Raw genomic sequence first — 17,490 nt, 5'->3', positions numbered from 1 at the left:
CTCATCTTAGGGCCTCGTAGGCCAGCAGCAGGATGAGGAAGGCGGCCGTGGGCAGGGTCACGAGCAGCGCCACGCAGCCCGATCCCAGGACGCGCGGCCAGGTCAGGATCTCGTCCCGCAGCGGGGCTCGTGCTCCTCTTTGTTCGATGCCGTCGGATGGAAAGCGGGCCGGGCCCGCAGGGGGTGCGGCAGAAACGCCCCTCAGCGCAGTGGATCCCAGGGGCTCGTTCCCGTGCGTGGGGAGCCATGCCGCTACGCGGAATCCACCGTTCGTCAAGGTGCCTGCCCGGAACGTGCCGCCGAGCAACGAGATCCGTTCCTGGCAGCCGGCCAGCCCACTGTGGGTTCCGCCGTGGGAGTGGCCGGACGCATGGGGCGCCTCGTTGGTGACGGACACTTCGACACCTCTGTCCGTGCTTCTCACCAGCACCCTGGTGGGCGCGCCGGACGCGTGTTTCAGCACGTTCGTCAGCCCTTCGCGGACCACCCGGTGGATCGCCTGACGCGTACGCAGCCCCATCTCGGCCGTGCCGGCAACGGACCAGTCCAACTCGACGGTGCTGCCTGTCTGCCGGGACTCCTTCACGAGAGCGGCGATGTCCTCGCGCGTGCCCCTCTCTTCTCCGGTCCTGTCCGTCGGGTCGGCCATGTCCTCGTGCCGCAGGACACCGAGGATCTCGCGTAGTTCCTCCATGGCCGTACCGGCTGTCGTGCGGAGCAACTCGGCCTGTCCGACGAAGGCAGGTGCCTGCCGCGCCGCGCCGAGTTCAAGCGCCCCGGCGTGCACCGAGATCAGGCTCAGCCGGTGTCCCAGGAGATCGTGCATCTCTCCCGCGATCCGGGCCCGTTCCTCCAACCGGGCCGCCGCGGCGGTCAGCACCCGGGCCTGCTCCAGATAGGTATTGCGTTCCCGCAGCAGGCTGACCAGGGGCCGCCGTTGCCCGAGCAGGGAGCCGGACAGAGCGGGAAGAACAAGCAGCAGCACCGCCGTGACCGCGTTCCCGGCCAGCTCCGGCAGCAGAGCCTCGGGCCGAAACATGGCACGAGCGAGGGTCAGGACACCGACAGCGGCGCAGGCCACCCCGACGAGCTGCCACACACGCCGCGGCGGTGCGATACGGCGGGTGGCGGACAGCACGACCAGCGGCGCCACCGCCAGGGTCCACACGTTGTCACCCACGACCAGCACAGAGGAACCCAGGACCGCGGCGACCGGCCGGCCGCGCCGGGCGGGGACGAGCATCGCCGCCCACAACGCCTCCACAACGGCCGACACCAGCCGATGCGGGGGCGCCAGCAGCAGCGGCATCAGACCGACGGCTGCCACCAGGACACAGAGGAGGGCCTCGGTGACGACCGTACGGCGCTCAGCGGCACGTACCGCGGACCAGCTCTCCACCGCCTCACCGTGCAACCACCGCGGCACACCGGCCAGCTTGTGCCTCAGTCGTACGGACGGGCGCGACAGCTGCGTGTATTCGGGCGCCTGACTCATGGTCTCCCTTGCCCCGCCTCTGAGTTTTTCGGGAGGAACGGTAACCGAGCCGGTCGCCGCCCGGCGGGCCCGGGTGTCATGTGCCCAGCCGGTGGCTCAACTCCGCCCGCAACGCGGCCACGTCCACTTGGTCGGCAGCCAGCAGCGCGACGACCACGCCACCGGCCCCGGCATCCGCATCCGTCGCCGACTCGTCGAGCAGCGCGGACAGCAGGTGGGCCGTACCCACCGTGGGCGACCCGTGCTCGGCGGCGGACAGCCGCGCCATCGCCATGGCCCGCTCGGCGGCGGCGGACGGTCGCACACCGTCGCTGTCGGGCGCGGCAACGGACAGGCCCGCCGGATCCGACGACGCCAGCGAGACCAGGGATGCCTGCCGTACGCCGTGTCGGCGCATCAGGGCAGGAGCGGAGTTGGCGTCCGCCAGGCTCTCGGGAAGCGAGCGCCCGGAGACGAACAGTGCCCGGTCCAGCGCCAGCGTCCCCAGCAGAAGATCCACCGGATCGACCGCAGCACGCCCGCACCGCACCGCTTGCCGCACGGCCTCGACGGACACCGCGAACAGAACCGGTGAGCCGTTCACGGTGCTCCCGGAGGTCCATGAAGTCAGCGCGCGGGTCAGGCGGTTACCGCTCTTGCCCAGCGTTCCGGCCCGGCGGAGAAGGGTGACACCACGGGATTCCGGTCCCTCGGTCTCCGCCGGGGCGCTCGCGTCCAGCCGATCGAGCGCGCGCAGTGCGGCAGTTACGTCCAGCCGCTCCAGCAGCAGGGCTTCCCGTGCCCGGGAGTCCGGCAGGTCCAGCAGCGCACGGGCCACATGCCGACAGCGCACGGAGATCGCGCCCTCGGCGCGGGCCGACCTGAGCGCGAGCAACAGGCACGCGCGCAACGCCCCACTCATAGCGGGCAGCACCGAGCCGCTGTCCACGGCCGATCCGCGCGAACCCAGGCCGACGCGCCACCATGCCTCACGCCAGGCGGCATCCACCTCTTTTCCCTCGGCACCCTGATCAGCTTCCTCACCGATGCCGGCCCCGACCGGCTCACCGGGCGCCTCATCGTCGCTCACCCAGCCGCGGCCCGCCCTGCCCATGATCGACCCGCTGAGCGAACCGGCCTTCCGCATGCCCGGGGCAATCGCCGCACCGGCGTCCGTGTCCCCCGACACAAGCTCCCCCAGCAGTGTGTCCGTCCCCACCGCCGACAACTCGCGCCTGACCGCACGGCGCAGTGTCACCACGAACAGGTCCATGACGTCCGGCTCGAACTCCGTGGTCGCCCCGGTCACGGCCATGCCGTCGGCTGCTCCGGTCATCCCTCGCTGCCCCATCAACGTTCCCCTCAAAGCGTGGTGGCCTGGTCTGAACGACGCTAGGCGCACCCACCGCGCCATCGCGTCGGCCGATCGGCCACACTCCCCGTCCGATCGGCGAACCGGCCACGGAACACGGCGCGCGGCGCGACTGGGCTGACAGGGCTGACAGGGCTGGCCGTCCCCAGACACGCCCTGTCCGCGCTCGTCGGCGATGAGCACACGTCAGAAGTACTCAGCGATGACAGCGCCCTGGATCGCTACGCCTGTATGACTGCATCTACTCCGCGAAGAACGCGGCGACCGTTGGCGTCCGCTGTCGTTGATGTCGTTGCTCGTTCGGGTGCATATCTCGTGCAGGTTCTGGCCCAGATGTCCAGGCTTGGCCTCACGATGTGTCTCCTCGTGAGGGTGAAAGAACATGCCGACGTACGTCACCTTGCTGAGCTGGACCGATCAAGGCGTCCGAAACTACAAGGACACCGCAAAGCGCTCCGAGGCCTTCGGGTCAGCGGTACAGAAGCTCGGGGCGAAGCTCCTGAGTATCTACTGGACCGTCGGTCCGTACGACCTCGTGGCCATCGTCGAGGCGCCCGACGACGAAACTGCCACGGCAGCACTCCTGCAGCTCAGTGGGGTGGGCAACGTCCGTTCCACGACTCTGCGGGCCTTCGGCCCAGAGGAGATGGAGCGCATCATCGCCAAGGCGGCCGGCTGACGACCCACGTCGTCCAGGACACGCAGCGCGAGGCTGTGAGTCACCTGGACCACATGCTCAAGCGGCGTCCCGGCCGTGAGTGACCACGCCCATGACTGACCGCACCCGTTGATGTCAGAAGTGGATGCCAAAGGCCCCCAACCATGATCGGCTGAGGGCCTTCGCACTGGTGGGCGCGGACGGTTTCGAACCGCCGACATCTGCTTTGTAAGAGCAGCGCTCTACCCCTGAGCTACGCACCCGTGGATGAGGCAACAGCGTACATGGCCTACGGCCCACGGTCACAAACGGTTGCCGCAACGGCAGGGAGGACGGGAGAGACCGGCAGGGGACGCGGCAACGGCGTCCGCCAGGGGACGGGGCAGCAGGTGCGCCCCTGGCGCGGCCGGGCGGGCAGGCGCTGTGGGCGGTGCCAGTGCCGCCGTCGGTGCCAGTGTCGGTGACGGTGCCGGGATCGGTGACGGTGCCGGGATCGGTGTCGTCGGGGGGATATCCCCACCCCGCATACGGTAGCCGTCCTGATTCTGCCGGATGGGCCGGCGTACGTACGGTGAGGCGCACACGGCCGGGACCGCCCGCCGTACGAGCCGGGGGAAAGATCATCGTGGCACTCCGTACCCGCACTCTCGTCGCATCCGGTGGAGCCGTGCTTCTCGGTCTTGCCCTCGCCGGCTGCGGCAGTACGGATCCGGGCGATGCGCCCGCCGAGCACAAGTCGTTCGCGCTCAGCGGGAAGACGCTGACGATCGATGCCGGTCACACGTCTCTGGAACTCGTACCGGCGGACGTGGTGAAGGTCGAAGTGACTCGCCGTGTCGACGGCTGGGTGGTTCTGGGGAACGGGCCCGACCCGAAGTGGAGGATGCGGGACGACACCCTCACACTCCAGGTGAAGTGCCGTGCACTGATCAGCGACTGCGATGCGCAGCACCGTGTGAAGGTGCCGCGCGGGGTGGCGGTCGTCGTCAAGGGTGACAACGGGAAGGTCGTCGCCTCCGGCTTCGACACTCCTCTTGCGGTCCGTGCCGACAACGGTGCGGTGACCGTCCGGGACTCCAGCGGGCCGCTGAACCTGGAGAGCGACAACGGCGGCATCGTCGCCGAAGGGGTCTCTTCCAAGTCCGTGAGGGCACGGTCCGACAACGGTTCGGTGCGGCTGGGCTTCGCCTCCGTGCCCGATCTCGTGGATACCGAGAGCGACAACGGCAGGATCACCATCGAGCTCCCGGGCGGCTCCGTGAAGTACGCGGTGAGTGCGACGGCGAGCAACGGACGCACCTCGGTGGACGCGCCGCGCAGCGACGAGAGCCCGCATGTGGTGAAGGCTCACAGCGACAACGGCCAAGTCACGGTCCGAAGCGCGAACTAACCGGCCCGTGTGTTCGTCCTTACCTGGTGGGAGAATGTACCGGGCAGGGCGGAACGGCACGGGAGAGGGATGTGACGGCGACAGACGCGCGGCCGCGGGCAGGAGCGGGTGGCGGTTCCGCCGTCAGAGATGTCCTCGCGTTGATGCTGCTGCCGGTACCGATACTCGCCGCCGTGGTGCCGGCCGCGTTCGCCGGTGGTGGTACGAGGCGCTGGTTCGGCGGGCGCGGGGAGAGTCAGCGCGCTGACGCGCAGGCCGCGAAGGATGCCGCCGCTGCCGCCTTCTACGAGTTGGACACGGCCCAGCGCGATCTGCGGATCTCGATCGAGACGATCACCGCGGTGGACAGTTCGCCCGGTGCGCGGAAGGCCGTGGATGACTTCGCCGCTCTCGGACGGCGGATCGACGAGGCCAGTCATACGTACATTTCCGCGGTCGATGCCCACGACCTGGACCGGGACGATCTGGAACCGGCCGTCGCGGCCCGCGCCCGCACCCAGCTGACCACGGCCAAGGACGAGCTGGTCCGGGTCAAGGGCGAGCTGGACCGGTTCGCGCAGGGGCTCGGGCCGCTGCTGAGCAGCGCGGAGACGCAGCTCGCCCGGCTCGCGCCGGCCGTGGAGCGGGCGCGGCAGGCGCTCCTCGGTGCGAGCAATGCTCTCGACGCGGTGCGGGCGTCCGGACTGCGGGCGGACGATCTCGCCGCGCGGTTGGCGGCCCTCGCTCCCGAGCTGACCAAGCTCAACCAGGGCGCCGGACGGCACGGCGTTCCGGAGACGCTGCAGCGCGCCGATCGGGTACTGCGTGATGCCGAGGCGGTACGTACGGAGGCGGCGCGGCTGCCCGAGCGGGCTGCCGAGATCGATCACCGGCTGGTGTCCCTGCGTACCCGTGCCCAGGCTCTGACGACGCGCGCGGGCTCCGTGGAGCCGGTGCTGAGCGAGCTGCGGCGGCGGTTCTCGGCCGCGTGCTGGCAGGATCTCCAGCCTGTTCCCGAGCAGGCGGCGATCAACGTGCGGCAGGCCGAGGAGAAGCTGAAGGAAGCCGTCCAGGCCCGGGACGAGCAGCGGTGGGCCGATGCGACCTCGCGGCTGAGCACCGTGCGCGCCCTGCTGAACGCCACGGACGAGGCGGTGTCCGCGGCCGGTGACCGGCTGCACCGGCTGAACGATGTGGCCAAGGACCCGCAGCAGGAGATCCAGCGGACCCGGTTCGCCATCCGGGACGCCCAGCGCCTCGCCATGGCCGGACGCAACACGCCCGACCCACGTCACGCCCGTCCGCTGGACGATGCCGTGGCCCGGCTGGACCGCGCCATCGCCGGTCTGGAGGGGCACCACCCCGACTACTGGCACTTCCTGACCGAGACCGAAGCAGTACGGCAGACGGCTGCGCGCGTGGTCTCCGAGATCCGCGAGGAGCGTGGGACGGGCGCGTAAACCGTGCTGATGTGCGGCAGTGAGGCCGCGGGCGGATCCTGGTACCACGCGGCAGTACGCGCGAAGGAGGCCGCCATGGCCACCCATGCAGTGCACGCCACCGGACGACGGACCCGCCGCCGCCCGATGACCCGCCTCGACAAGCACCTGCCGGTCGACCACCGGCTGAGTCGCGTCTACCGCGTCGGAGCGGGGCTGATGGGGCTGGTGCTGCTCGCCTTCGGAATCCTGGGGCTGATAAACAAGATCGGCTTCTTCACCACCGGCGGAGCCACCGTCGCGGGTCTGAACACCAACGGCGCCCTCAGCGTCCTGTCCATCTGCGTCGGCCTGCTCCTGTTCATCGGGATGGTGATCGGAGGCAACTTCGCCTCGACGCTCAACATGATCCTGGGCATCGCGTTCATCCTCAGCGGCTTCGCCAACCTCGCACTGTTGGAGACCGACTACAACTTTCTCGCCTTCCACCTCCAGAACGTGCTGTTCAGCTTCGTGGTCGGTCTGATGCTGATGGTCTTCGGGATGTACGGGCGGGTCAGTGGCGGCCTTCCGCACGACAACCCGTACTGGCGGGCCCGCCACCCCGAAGAGGCCGAGCGGGAGATGCGGATGAACCGGAGGGCTGCGATCGCACGCATGCCGGTCAACCGACGCGAGTAGCCGAGTAGCCGGTACGCGCCGTGCCCAGAACCGCGAACGACCGTCGTGCCCTGCCCGTGCTCCGAAGCGCGAACGGCCGCCACGCCCGCGTCCGTGGCCCGTACCGCGAACGACCGCCATGCCGTGTCCGTGCCCCGTGGGGCGGCGCCGGATAGCCTGGGGCCATGCCTCGTTACGACTACCGCTGCCGCTCCTGCGGAGACACGTTCGAACTCAGCCGCCCGATGGCGCAGTCCTCGGATCCCGCCCCCTGCCCCGCCGGGCACGACGACACCGTGAAGCTTCTGTCCACCGTGGCCGTGGGCGGTTCCTCGGCCAGGCCCGCGCCCGCCGCACCGCCGGCCGGAGGCGGGGGCGGAGGCTGCTGCGGCGGGGGCTGCTGCGGCTGAGAGCGGGCCACAGGAGCCGCGGCATGTGGGCTCGGACTGCCGCGGCGTGCGAGTGACATCGGAATCCTGCCGCTCACGGCCGACGGGGCTACGGCACACCGTGTTACCGCTTACCGCTCACGGCCGCCACTCCCGGTTACCGGATCCCACCTACCGTTACCGCCTGCCGCGCACGGCCGCCGCTCCCGGTCACCGGCTCCCGCTTCCGGTTACCGGCTCCCACCCACCGGTTACCGGCTCCGGTTACCGTCTACCGCCAACCGCCTACCGCCTACCGCCAACCGCCAACCGCCTACCGCCTACCGCCTACGGGACAGCGTGAGACCGTCCGACACGGTGAGCAGCACGCTGTCCATCCGCGGATCGGCGGCCACGTGGTCGTTGAATTCCTTGATCGCCGCTGCTCCGCCGGTCGCCTGCGGGTCGGTCACCCCGCCGTGGAAGAGCACGTTGTCCGTGACGACAAGGCCGCCCTGCCGCATGCGGGGCACCAACTCCTCCCAGTACGGGATGTAGTTGCCCTTGTCCGCGTCCAGGTAGGCGAGGTCGATGTGCGGCTCGGCCGGCATCGCCCGCAGGGTGTCGAGCGCGGGGGCGATACGGAGGTCGATCCGGTCCGCGACGCCCGCCTTCTCCCACGCCTCCCGGCCGTAGGCGGTCCACTCCTCCGAGATGTCGCAGGCGATCAGGCGCCCGTCGGCGGGCATTGCCTGGGCCATCGACAGGGCGGAGAAGCCGGTGAATGTGCCGACCTCCACGATGTGCCGGGCCCCGGTCAGCCGGACGAGGAAGGCGAGCAGGGGCCCCTGTTCCTCGGCGGACTGCATGCCGGCGTGCTCGGGCAGACGTGCGTACGTGGTCTCGACGAGCTCGCGCTGCACCGCGTCGAGCGGTGGATTGTGCGCCAGCATGTACGCGTACAGCTCGTCCGTGATCTTGGTTTCGTTGCCCTTGGTCATCACACACTCCTCTTCTGCCCCGCCGGGCTCACGCCGTCCCTGTCGCCACGTGCGCGCCAGGTGCTCCCACCAGGTCTCGCCAGGTGCTCGCCACGTGTTGGGGGACGGGACGGGACGGGCGGGAACGCGGTGACTGTAGTCGTCGACCGCCTCCGATTCATGCGGATTCCGGCACGCGTCGGTGAGCCGCCGTCAGAATGCCCCTCCGGGGCCGGGCTCCGGCCTCCGGTCAGCGTGCCTGTTCCGGGACGGGTTCCGGCTCCTGCCGGAACCCGTGGTCCGAAGCCCGGAGGAAGTGCCTCAGGATCTCCTCGCCCGCCGCCACTCCGCGCACGGCCGTCATGGCGACGTGCGGGGCGCTCCAGCCGGTGTCGGCGAGTTCGCCGTGGGCCGGGCGCCAGGCGCGGTCCGCGGCAAGGAGCAGGTCGGCGTCGAGGAGGCTGTCACCGGCGGCGAGGGTGAGCGTGGCGCCGGTGCGCCGGGCGACCTCCTTCATGGCGGCGCTCTTGGTGAGGGGGCCCGGCACGGCGTAGATCTTGCGGCCCTGGAGGGAGACCGTCCAGCCGCGGGTCCGCGCCCACTCCCCCAACTCCTCGACCCAGCCTTCGGGAAGCTGCCGGCGTTCGACGACGAGGTAGGCGAAGAGGTCCTCGGCCACCCGTTCCTTGAGCAGCCAGGCAGGGTCGGCCGCAGCCAGGAGGTGGGCGCGGACCTCGGCGAGCGGAGCGCATTCGTCGGCGAGCCTGCGGGACACCTGCGTCCGCCAGTCGGGGTCGGATTCGCCGTCCACGAGGAGGTGTCCCCCGTTGGCGCAGATCGCGAACCGCGGTGCGGGACCGGGAAGCCGGATGCGCCCGTACTGTTCGCGGGTACGAGTGGTCGTCGGGACGAACACCGTGCTCCGGGCGAGCTCGCCGAGGAGCGCCGCGGCGGCCTCGGTCATGTAGGAGAGCGGCTTGTGGTCGTACACCTCCACGCAGAGCAGCCGGGGAGCCTCGGCGTCCGGCAGCGAGAGCTGGAGCGCCGCCGTCGAATAGATCAGGGTGCGGTCGAGATCGCTGGCGACCAGCGCCGGCGGACCGGTCGGAACCGTCGCGCCCCCCTGAGCGACCCCGGTTCCGGGGTCGGTTCCGGGGTCGATGCCGGGGTCGATGCCGGGGTCGGTGCCGGGGTCGGTGCCGATCCCGACCGGAGCAGTCACAGCGTCCTGGGTGGTCACTTGGACTCCACCGCCCTGCCGTCCGCTCCCGTCGCACCCCTGGTGTACTTCGGATGGATCAACCCGACGCAGGTGTACGGGAGTTCATCGACCTCCTCGACCGGCACACCTCGCTGTCCGGCCAGCAGACGGATGTGTTCGAGGTCGGCGCCCGCGCCGCGCTTGGCGAGGATCTTCCACGGGACGCGGCGCAGCAGGACGCGGGTCGTCTCCCCGACGCCGGGCTTGACCAGGTTCACATCGTGGATGCCGTACTCCTCACTGATGCGTTCCACCGCGGCCCAGCCCTCCCAGGTGGGCGTGCGGTCGGCCGCGAGCAGTTCCTTGACCTCGGCGTCCACGGCATCGACGACCTCGTCGAAGCGGTCCGTGACCGTGTCGAGGAAGTGGCCGGACACGTCGGCGTCCGCAAGCTCCCGGTAGAACTTCGCGCCGTGGAAGTCGTGCGGTCCGACCAGGTCGGAGCGGAGGACGGTCCGCGAGATCAGCCCGGACACCGTCGAGTTGAGGCAGGCGGACGGAATGAGGAAGTCCTCGCGGGTGCCGTAGGTACGGACGCAGCCGCCCGGGTCGGCGAGGACCGCGACCTCGGGGTTGAATCCGTCGAACTCCGCCAGCGCCGCGGCCAGTTCGCGGGTGATCGCCCCCTTGCCCGTCCAGCCGTCGACGAAGACGACGTCCGCCGGATCGTGGTGGGCGGCCAGCCAGCGCAGGGCGTTGGCGTCGATGCCGCGGCCCCGCACGATGGAGACGGCGTAGTGCGGCAGATCGGTCCCGTACCGGTGTCCGGCCCAGCGGCGCATGAGTACGCCGACGGGGGTTCCGGCCCTGGCGAGCGAGACCAGCACGGGGCGGGTGGTGCGTTCGGCGAGGACCGTCTCCGTGACGATACCGACGGCGCGGGCGACGCGAGCGGCCGACAGGTCCAGCGCCTCCCTGAACAGGCTCTGGTACTGGGCGGACGGCTGGTACTCGACGGGCAGCGACTCGGCGTAGTGCGCGCCGCCGCTCTGTATCGCCTCCTCACGCTCCTCGGTGGGCGCCTCAAGCTCGGTGCCCGAGAGGTCCTGGAGCAGCCAGCCGACCTCGTCCGGTGCGTAGGAGGAGAAGGCGGGGCCGCGGAGGGGCTCGGGCAGCATGGGGGGTTCCTGCCGTTCGGAGGCGTACGGGGGGAGGCTCGACGGGACGTACGACGGGACGACCGCGAGCAGGACGTGGGCCGTGTGAGCGGACAACTGCGCCAGCAGACCGTCGGGGGCGTGGAGTTCGGGGGTGTCGGCGGTGGAGTCGACCGTCACGACAACGGCGTCGAAACCGGCGCCCGCGACGTTGTACGCGTACCGGTCACCCGGCCCGTCGGCCGGGTTGTCGTGGGCCGGGAAGACCAGCCGGCTGCGTATCGCGTAGCCGGGATCGTCCACGGCGAGGACGGGGGAACGCGTGGTCGTCGAGTAGCGCACCTCGGCGTCGATGTGGTCCTCCAGGGCCGTGCCCAGGCGGAGGGGTGCGTACATCAGCTCCTCGAAGCCGAGGACAAGTACGCGTCGGGCGTCGCCCAGCAACGCGGCGACGCGTGCGGCCATGGCCGGGAGGGCCGGTTCCAGGGCGGCCCGGTGGGCAGGGGTGAAGCCGTGCCGTCCGCCGTCGGGCACGCCTGCGGGCCACTGGAGGTCGACCCGGGTGACGGGCCGGCGCCCCGGTTCGACGACCGCTTCCGGTACGACGGAGGAACCAGCCGCTTCCGGTACGGCGGAACCGGCCGGTGCGCCGGAACCGGCCGGTGCGCCGGAACCGGCCTCCTCGTGCGCGGCCACCAGTGCCCGGCCCTTCTCCAGGACGCCTTCCGGAAGGGTGACCGTGCCCGAGCTTCTCGCCACGAGGTCGATGCGGGCGCCGATCTCCGCGGCGAACCCGGTGAGCCGTCCATGGTCGGCCGGCGACCGCATGTCCACCAGGGCGACGATGACGTACCGGCTCCGGGGGTACTGCTCGTGCAGCGCGCGGATGGTGTTGAGCACGGTGTTGCCCGTGGAGAATTCGTCGTCCACCAGCACCAGCGGCGCGTCGGCGGGTACGGCGGCCGACGCCGTGTGGCTGCCCCGCCCGACATCCGCCGGGCCGCGCCCGCCCGCCAGCAGGTTCGCGTCCTCCGGGAGCAGCAGGTGCGAGGTCGCGTGCGAGTGCGACTCCTCGAAGCCGCCTGCCCGCTCCACACCCTGGACGGGTCGGCGCGTCGAGTGGAGGTACGGTGCCGCGCCGAGCCCGTCGGCGACCGCGTGGCCGAGACCGGTGGCCGTCTCCGCGTAACCGAGCACGACCGCCCGGCGCGCCTCGGCGTCACCGAGGAGTGCGCGCACCCGGCGCCCCAGCTCGAATCCGGCGCCGTACACCACGGAAGGCCTCTGCGGCACATGCTTGCCGAGCACGTTCGACACGAGCAGATGGGCCCGCTTGGGGTTGCGGCGCAGTGCGAGTCCCAGCAGCTCTCTCAGCTCGCTGTCGCCGTCGGGCCTCCCGTCGCCGACGAGCTCGACGCCCAGTCGCTCCGCCACCCAGCTGCCCGACCACACCACGTTCGCCGTCTCTTTCCTTGCCGCGCGTTCGCTCATCGACACACGCTCGTACCGCGAGCCCCACCGACTCCGCGGGGCGCACCGGCGGAGCAGGGCCCGCCCACCCCATGCGGCCCGACCACCCCATGCGGCCCGACCACTCCGCGAAACCCGCTCACTGGCCCACTCCCGCGGCCAGCAGTTCCACGAAGCCGACGTCCTCCTTCGCCACGCCGAAAGCCTCGGCGCGTTGCAGGGTCCGCTCGGCCCAGGCGCGGTGCGGCTTCACTTCGTTCATCTTGTTCGTGTACACGGAGCGCATGACGCCGCCCCCGTTGCGTTCCGGGCGCAGGATGTCCTCTGCGTCGCTGAACTCCTCGTGGCTGACCACGGACAACGCATGCACGGGTGCGACGTGCGACGGGTGAATGCAGGTCTTGCCGAGCAGGCCATTGGTCCGGTCGAGCTCGATCTCGCGCAGCAGGCCGTCCAGGTCGTGCTCGATCAGGGTCGTCCGCAGATCCTCGGCCCGGCCCTCCAGGAAGGGACTGCGGCGCAACTGCGGTTTGAACATGCGCTCCTGGAGCCGGAAGTACTCCCACACCGGGCCGGTGATCGTGAAGCCCGTGCCGTCCGCCCGGCCCAGCACATTGACCACGTCGGCTATGACGGCGCCGACGATCTGTACGTCGTAGGCCGTCATGTCGGGCGCCCTGCGGAGCCCGTAAGCCGAGCAGAAGTCGGTGACGCCGAGCCGCAGCGCGAGCACCCGCTCGCGGTATCGGTCGACGGTGCGGGCGATTCCCTGGAGTGCTTCCCTGCGGCTTTCCAGGTGCAGCAGTTCGGGCGATTCGAGAACGGGCATCGCGAACAGGCGCCGTCCACACGCCTTTTCGGCCTGGGTGAGCGCTTCCAGGAAGGGCACACCACGCGCTTCGGTGAACTTCGGAAGTACAAATCCAGACAACAGTCGGACGGTGCTGCCGAACCGGCTCACCAGATCCACTATCTGGCCCGGTTCCCGGACCCTGATGAAGAGCAGGGGCACCTCGCCGCCACGCGCGTCAAGGTCCGCGAACTGCCTGACCAGGTTCTCCTCCGCCCCCACCACTTCGGAGTCGTCGATCGAGTCTTCCAGGCACAGCACCATCGAGACGACGCCCCGCGCGGACTGCTTGATGACGTCGTCAGCGAGTCTCGGCCTGGTGGCCGGGCTGTAAAGGGTCGCCCCCAGGGCGGCCGAAAGCACGCGGGCCGACGAGTCCGGACCGAATTCGCACGGCTCCCGGAAGAACAGACCCTCTCGCACAGCGGGCGCGATATGCCCGAAATGACGCATGTGATTCCCCCGAGCTACCTGAACGAGTGGACGATGGTGTGGCCGGTAATAGTACGTACGGACGAGTGTCATCAGTTCCCTACGTGCATGAATTCCGGGTAACTCGTCCATTTCCCGACGGCCCCAGACGCGACGGACGACGCGGTTTTGGCGCGACGCCGAGATATCCGGTGCGACCCCCGCGTTGTCCGCACAGGCGGCCAGCAGGCAGGATGACGGGCATGACGCACGCGATGGTGAAAGGCTCGAACGCCCCCCTGGACGCCACGGCTGTGCGGGCCGTGCTGTGCTGGACCCCGGGCGCCGGGGTTCCCGACGTGGACGCCTCGGCCCTGCTGCTCGGAGCCGGTGGCCGCGTGCGCTCGGACGAGGACTTCGTCTTCTACAACCAGCCCCGCCACCCCTCCGGCCTGGTACGACGACTGCCCAAGCGCAGCGTGCCCGAAGGGCTCACGGACAGCATCGAGGCCGACCTCAACGCGCTCGACCCCTCGGTCGACCAGGTGGTCATCGCCGCTTCCTCCGACGGAGCCCCCTTCGCTCAGGTGCACGATCTGCGCATCCTGCTGTACGACGCGGCATCGGTCGGTCAGTCCCCGCTCGCCGTGTTCGATGTGCGGCCCGAGACCGGGGAGGAGACGGCGATCATCTGCGGCGAGCTCTACCGGCGCGGCGATGGCTGGAAATTCCGGGCCGTGGGGCAGGGATATCCGACCGGTCTGGTGGGTCTGGCGACCGCCTTCGGTATTTCTGTCGACGAGGCGGAGGCCGCGGCGGAACCCGATCCGGCCCCCGCACCCGCGGCGGCAGCCTCGCCGGTGACGGCGCCCGCGTTCCCACCGCCCGCGCCCGCGTTCCCGCCCGCGCCGGCCCCTGGCCCGGACGCGCAGGCCACGGTCCAGCACCAGCGGCCCGCGTACGGCTACCCGCAGCCCGCGGCGGCCCAGCCGGCTCCCTCGCCCGTCGCCCAGCCCGCGTACGGGTATCCGCAGCCCGCCGCCGCCCAGCCCGCCTACGGCTACCCGCAGCCGGCCGCCGCCGCGGCGCCCGCCCCTGACCCGAATTTCGTCCTGCCGCCTCAGGGGCCGCAGTTCGTACGGCCCTGAGGGCGGTCCTGAGGGCGGTCCTGAGAACCGCGCTGAGGGCCGCCCTCAGACGGGCCCTGGGACAGGACAGCCCCAGGGCGACGCCGGACAGCCGGAGGGGCCGGGGAGGGCTCACGCCCGGCCCGCTCAGGCTCACGCCCGGCCCGCCCAGGCCCGCGACCGGCCCGTTCATTCAGGCCCGGGACTTGTAGCCCCGCCCCCACTGCAGGCCCCAGCCGTACATCCGGTCCAGCTCCGACTGGAATCCGTACACGAACTTCACCTCACGCCGCACGATCAGGTCGCCCTTGACGTTCTCCATCGTGAACACCGCGCAGGAGCGGGCTTCAGGAGCCCGCTCATCCAGTTCGATCTCGATCCGCGGGCCGTTGCCCGGGTAGAGCGTCACCATGGCGTGCGTACGGTCGAAGGCCGGAGTCGAGTCGTAGATGTACACGAAGAACAGCAACCGCTTGATCTCGTCGCGCTGGTCGATATTGACGTAGAGCGTCTCGCCCGACGGCGCCCCGAAGCGGTCGTCCCCGCTGAGCCGGATGTACGGGGGTTCGTTCAGGTCGCCCAAGAGGTTGCCCAGCGGCTGCACCACACCCTTGGTGCCGTCCTTCAACTCGTACATGCAGCCCAGGTCCAGGTCGACATTGACCATGCCCTGGGTGTGCGCCTGCACCACGTCGGGCTGGAAGAGCTTCATGGGCCGCAGCAGCCGGCCACTCTGCCGCGATCTGCCCTCGATGTCGGACGTACGCATCCGCCAGGAGAGGTTGACCCTCAGACTGCCGGACAGTGCACCCTGTTTGCTCAGTGAGACCGTGGCGTGCCGCTTGGAGAGCACGATGGAGTTCGTCGACGCGCCGCCCGAATCGAACTGCGTCGCTCGCCTCGGCCACAGACCGTCCCAGAACCCCATCCCAACCCCCACACGTATCGGTAGTGCACCGGCTTCGCACACATCACTGCGGGGCGGTCGCCGGGCCGGGTCCGGGTGTTCCCGGAGAACCGTCGCCGTACGGACCGCCCCGCAGAGAGCGTTCCTCATTCCCTACCGGGTCACACCCCGGACGGGATTTCTGCCTTGGAAGCTTCGTCATCGCCCCCGGCTTCGGCCTCCAGCGCCTTGTTGCGCCGGACCGAGGACCAGAAGGACCAGCCGATCAGCACGACACCGACAAGACCGGTGATGATCTCGTTGATCTGGAACTGGATGGTGACGAGGAGGATGGCGGCCAGCGCGCCGATGGCGTAGTGGGCGCCGTGCTCCAGGTAGACGTAGTCGTCGAGCGTGCCCTGACGGACCAGGTAGACCGTGAGCGAACGGACGTACATGGCGCCGATACCCAGGCCGAGGGCCATCAGCACGATCTCGTTGGTGATGGCGAAGGCGCCGATGACACCGTCGAACGAGAAGGAGGCGTCGAGGACTTCCAGGTAGAGGAACATGAAGAACGCGGCCTTGCCGGAGAGCGCGATCGCGGAGGCCTTCTTTCCGCCCTTCTTGGCCTCCTCCTCGGCCTCCTGTTCCCGCTCCTCCTCTTCCTCCAGCCTGTTCTCGAAGAAGCCGGAGAGACCGCCGACGATCAGGTACGTGATGAGACCCGCGACCCCGGCGAGCAGGACGGTCTCCGCCTTGTCCGCGTGGCCGCCGCCGTGCTGGTGCGCGCTGGTCGCGAAGGTCATCGCCGCGATCAGCAGCACGATCAGCGCGATGCAGACCGACAGCATGTCGACCTTGCCGAGCTTGGCGAGCGGGCGCTCGATCCAGCGCAGCCACTGGATGTCACGCTCCTCGAAGATGAAGTCGAGGAAGATCATCAGCAGGAACATGCCACCGAACGCGGCAATCGCCGGGTGGGCGTCCGTGACCAGTTCCTGATAGCGGTCGGGCTGGTTGAAGGAAAGATCGACCGCCTCGATCGGACCGATCTGGGCGGTGATGGCCACAATCACGACAGGGAACACCAGTCGCATACCGAAGACTGCGATGAGCACGCCGACCGTGAGGAAGATCTTCTGCCAGAAGGCACTCATCTTCTTCAGGATGCCCGCGTTGACCACCGCGTTGTCGAAGGACAGCGAGATCTCCAGGACGGAAAGGATCGCCACCACTCCGAAGGCTTCCCACCCCCCGTAGAACACCGCTGCGACCAGGCCGAGCGCGGTAACCGCGAACGACCAGCCGAAGGTTTTCAGAAGCACTGGCTACCCCATCGTGTTATGTAACGGGTCTCCCCCGGGTGTGTACGGGGCTCCCCCGCGCCGTGCGCGGTTTTACGAAACGTTGACCCCGAAGTCTAGAGCGATACCGCGCAATCCCGACGCGTACCCCTGTCCCACCGCACGGAACTTCCACTCGCCGCCGTACCGGTAGAGCTCACCGAAGATCATCGCGGTTTCCGTCGAGGCGTCCTCGGTCAGGTCGTACCGGGCGAGTTCCTGACCGTCCGCCTGATTCACCACACGGATGAAGGCGTTGCTGACCTGGCCGAAGGCCTGTCCGCGGTTGTCCGCGTCGTGGATCGAGACCGGGAAAATGATCTTGTCGCAGCCCGCCGGCACCTGGGTGAGATTCACGATGATCGACTCGTCGTCGCCCTCGCCCTCACCCGTGAGGTTGTCACCGGTGTGCTCCACGGAGCCGTCGGGGCTCGTGAGGTTGTTGTAAAACACGAACCATTCGTCGCCGAGCACCCGGCCCGACGCGCACAGCAGCGCGCTGGCGTCGAGGTCGAAGTCGGCGCCCGTGGTGGATCGTGCGTCCCAGCCGAGCCCGACCAGCACCTGGGTGAGGTTGGGTGCGGCCTTGGAGAGGGAGACATTGCCTCCCTTGGCGAGCGTGACGCCCATGGTGTGTCCTCCCCGAGTCGATGAACCGTTTGTTGAGACGGGTGGTTGAGCGCGTCCGGCGCCGCACGGGGTGCGGCGCCGGACGGGATGCG

The 17,490-nt window shown here is 69.8% G+C and carries 15 protein-coding genes and 1 tRNA gene; 6 read left to right on the top strand and 10 right to left on the bottom strand.

The annotated features are described in order from the left end of the window. Position 1 precedes the first annotated feature (1 nt). Both ACFVUT_RS25770 and ACFVUT_RS25765 read right to left on the bottom strand, forming a co-directional pair. Entirely contained in the window at positions 2-1,495 is a 1,494-nt protein-coding gene (locus ACFVUT_RS25770) for a sensor histidine kinase (protein WP_389654272.1), read from the bottom strand. A gap of 76 nt (positions 1,496-1,571) precedes the next feature. Next, positions 1,572-2,810 carry a hypothetical protein gene (locus ACFVUT_RS25765; RefSeq protein WP_389654270.1) on the bottom strand — a complete coding sequence of 413 codons (1,239 nt, stop codon included), beginning with the start codon at positions 2,808-2,810 and terminating at the stop codon, positions 1,572-1,574. 418 nt (positions 2,811-3,228) lie between these two features. On the opposite strand from ACFVUT_RS25765, the gene ACFVUT_RS25760 reads away from it, so the two are divergent. Beyond that, on the top strand, positions 3,229-3,525 hold the full coding sequence (locus tag ACFVUT_RS25760) for a GYD domain-containing protein (RefSeq protein ID WP_389654269.1): 297 nt from the start codon (positions 3,229-3,231) through the stop codon (positions 3,523-3,525). Positions 3,526-3,692: 167 nt separating this feature from the next. On the opposite strand, the gene ACFVUT_RS25755 is transcribed toward ACFVUT_RS25760, so the two are convergent. Continuing rightward, positions 3,693-3,767 (bottom strand) — tRNA-Val (locus ACFVUT_RS25755). Between the two features lie 362 nt (positions 3,768-4,129). Between ACFVUT_RS25755 and ACFVUT_RS25750 the strand changes: the two genes are divergently transcribed. The 4 genes from ACFVUT_RS25750 to ACFVUT_RS25735 all read left to right on the top strand — a co-directional run bounded on the left by ACFVUT_RS25750 (position 4,130) and on the right by ACFVUT_RS25735 (position 7,382). After that, a complete protein-coding gene (locus tag ACFVUT_RS25750; protein WP_389654267.1) occupies positions 4,130-4,894 on the top strand; it encodes a DUF4097 family beta strand repeat-containing protein in 765 nt (254 codons plus the stop codon). Positions 4,895-4,965: 71 nt separating this feature from the next. Continuing rightward, the gene (locus ACFVUT_RS25745) at positions 4,966-6,333 is read left to right on the top strand and encodes a hypothetical protein (protein ID WP_389654265.1); all 1,368 of its coding nucleotides are present in this window, start codon (positions 4,966-4,968) and stop codon (positions 6,331-6,333) included. Positions 6,334-6,408: 75 nt separating this feature from the next. After that, positions 6,409-6,993, top strand: coding sequence for a DUF4383 domain-containing protein (locus ACFVUT_RS25740; protein WP_389654263.1), 585 nt, complete (start codon positions 6,409-6,411; stop codon positions 6,991-6,993). A 164-nt stretch (positions 6,994-7,157) separates the two neighbouring features. Further along, the gene (locus tag ACFVUT_RS25735) at positions 7,158-7,382 is read left to right on the top strand and encodes a zinc ribbon domain-containing protein (protein WP_389654261.1); all 225 of its coding nucleotides are present in this window, start codon (positions 7,158-7,160) and stop codon (positions 7,380-7,382) included. Positions 7,383-7,681: 299 nt separating this feature from the next. On the opposite strand, the gene ACFVUT_RS25730 is transcribed toward ACFVUT_RS25735, so the two are convergent. The 4 genes from ACFVUT_RS25730 to ACFVUT_RS25715 all read right to left on the bottom strand — a co-directional run bounded on the left by ACFVUT_RS25730 (position 7,682) and on the right by ACFVUT_RS25715 (position 13,451). Then, positions 7,682-8,341 (bottom strand): O-methyltransferase, encoded by a 660-nt coding sequence (locus tag ACFVUT_RS25730; RefSeq protein ID WP_389654259.1) that lies wholly within the window; start codon positions 8,339-8,341, stop codon positions 7,682-7,684. 229 nt (positions 8,342-8,570) lie between these two features. Beyond that, positions 8,571-9,410, bottom strand: a complete 840-nt coding sequence (locus tag ACFVUT_RS25725; protein ID WP_389654416.1) for an HAD family hydrolase — start codon at positions 9,408-9,410, stop codon at positions 8,571-8,573. A 146-nt stretch (positions 9,411-9,556) separates the two neighbouring features. Further along, on the bottom strand, positions 9,557-12,169 hold the full coding sequence (locus ACFVUT_RS25720) for a phosphoribosyltransferase (RefSeq protein ID WP_389654257.1): 2,613 nt from the start codon (positions 12,167-12,169) through the stop codon (positions 9,557-9,559). Positions 12,170-12,287: 118 nt separating this feature from the next. Beyond that, positions 12,288-13,451, bottom strand: coding sequence for an HpcH/HpaI aldolase/citrate lyase family protein (locus ACFVUT_RS25715; RefSeq protein WP_389654255.1), 1,164 nt, complete (start codon positions 13,449-13,451; stop codon positions 12,288-12,290). Between the two features lie 221 nt (positions 13,452-13,672). On the opposite strand from ACFVUT_RS25715, the gene ACFVUT_RS25710 reads away from it, so the two are divergent. Beyond that, positions 13,673-14,557 (top strand): TerD family protein, encoded by an 885-nt coding sequence (locus ACFVUT_RS25710; protein ID WP_389654253.1) that lies wholly within the window; start codon positions 13,673-13,675, stop codon positions 14,555-14,557. Positions 14,558-14,729: 172 nt separating this feature from the next. Here ACFVUT_RS25710 and ACFVUT_RS25705 read toward each other — a convergent pair whose 3' ends face one another. The 3 genes from ACFVUT_RS25705 to ACFVUT_RS25695 all read right to left on the bottom strand — a co-directional run bounded on the left by ACFVUT_RS25705 (position 14,730) and on the right by ACFVUT_RS25695 (position 17,398). Beyond that, on the bottom strand, positions 14,730-15,464 hold the full coding sequence (locus tag ACFVUT_RS25705) for a Tellurium resistance (RefSeq protein WP_389654251.1): 735 nt from the start codon (positions 15,462-15,464) through the stop codon (positions 14,730-14,732). A 140-nt stretch (positions 15,465-15,604) separates the two neighbouring features. Further along, on the bottom strand, positions 15,605-16,750 hold the full coding sequence (locus tag ACFVUT_RS25700; protein ID WP_389654249.1) for a DUF475 domain-containing protein: 1,146 nt from the start codon (positions 16,748-16,750) through the stop codon (positions 15,605-15,607). 72 nt (positions 16,751-16,822) lie between these two features. Beyond that, complete coding sequence (locus ACFVUT_RS25695) at positions 16,823-17,398, bottom strand: TerD family protein (protein ID WP_389654247.1); 576 nt, start codon at positions 17,396-17,398, stop codon at positions 16,823-16,825. Between the last annotated feature and the right edge of the window lie 92 nt (positions 17,399-17,490).

The sequence above is a fragment of the Streptomyces sp. NPDC058051 genome (genome assembly GCF_042885475.1).
Lineage (GTDB): Bacteria > Actinomycetota > Actinomycetes > Streptomycetales > Streptomycetaceae > Streptomyces.
This window is presented reverse-complemented; position numbering and strand designations above follow the sequence as displayed.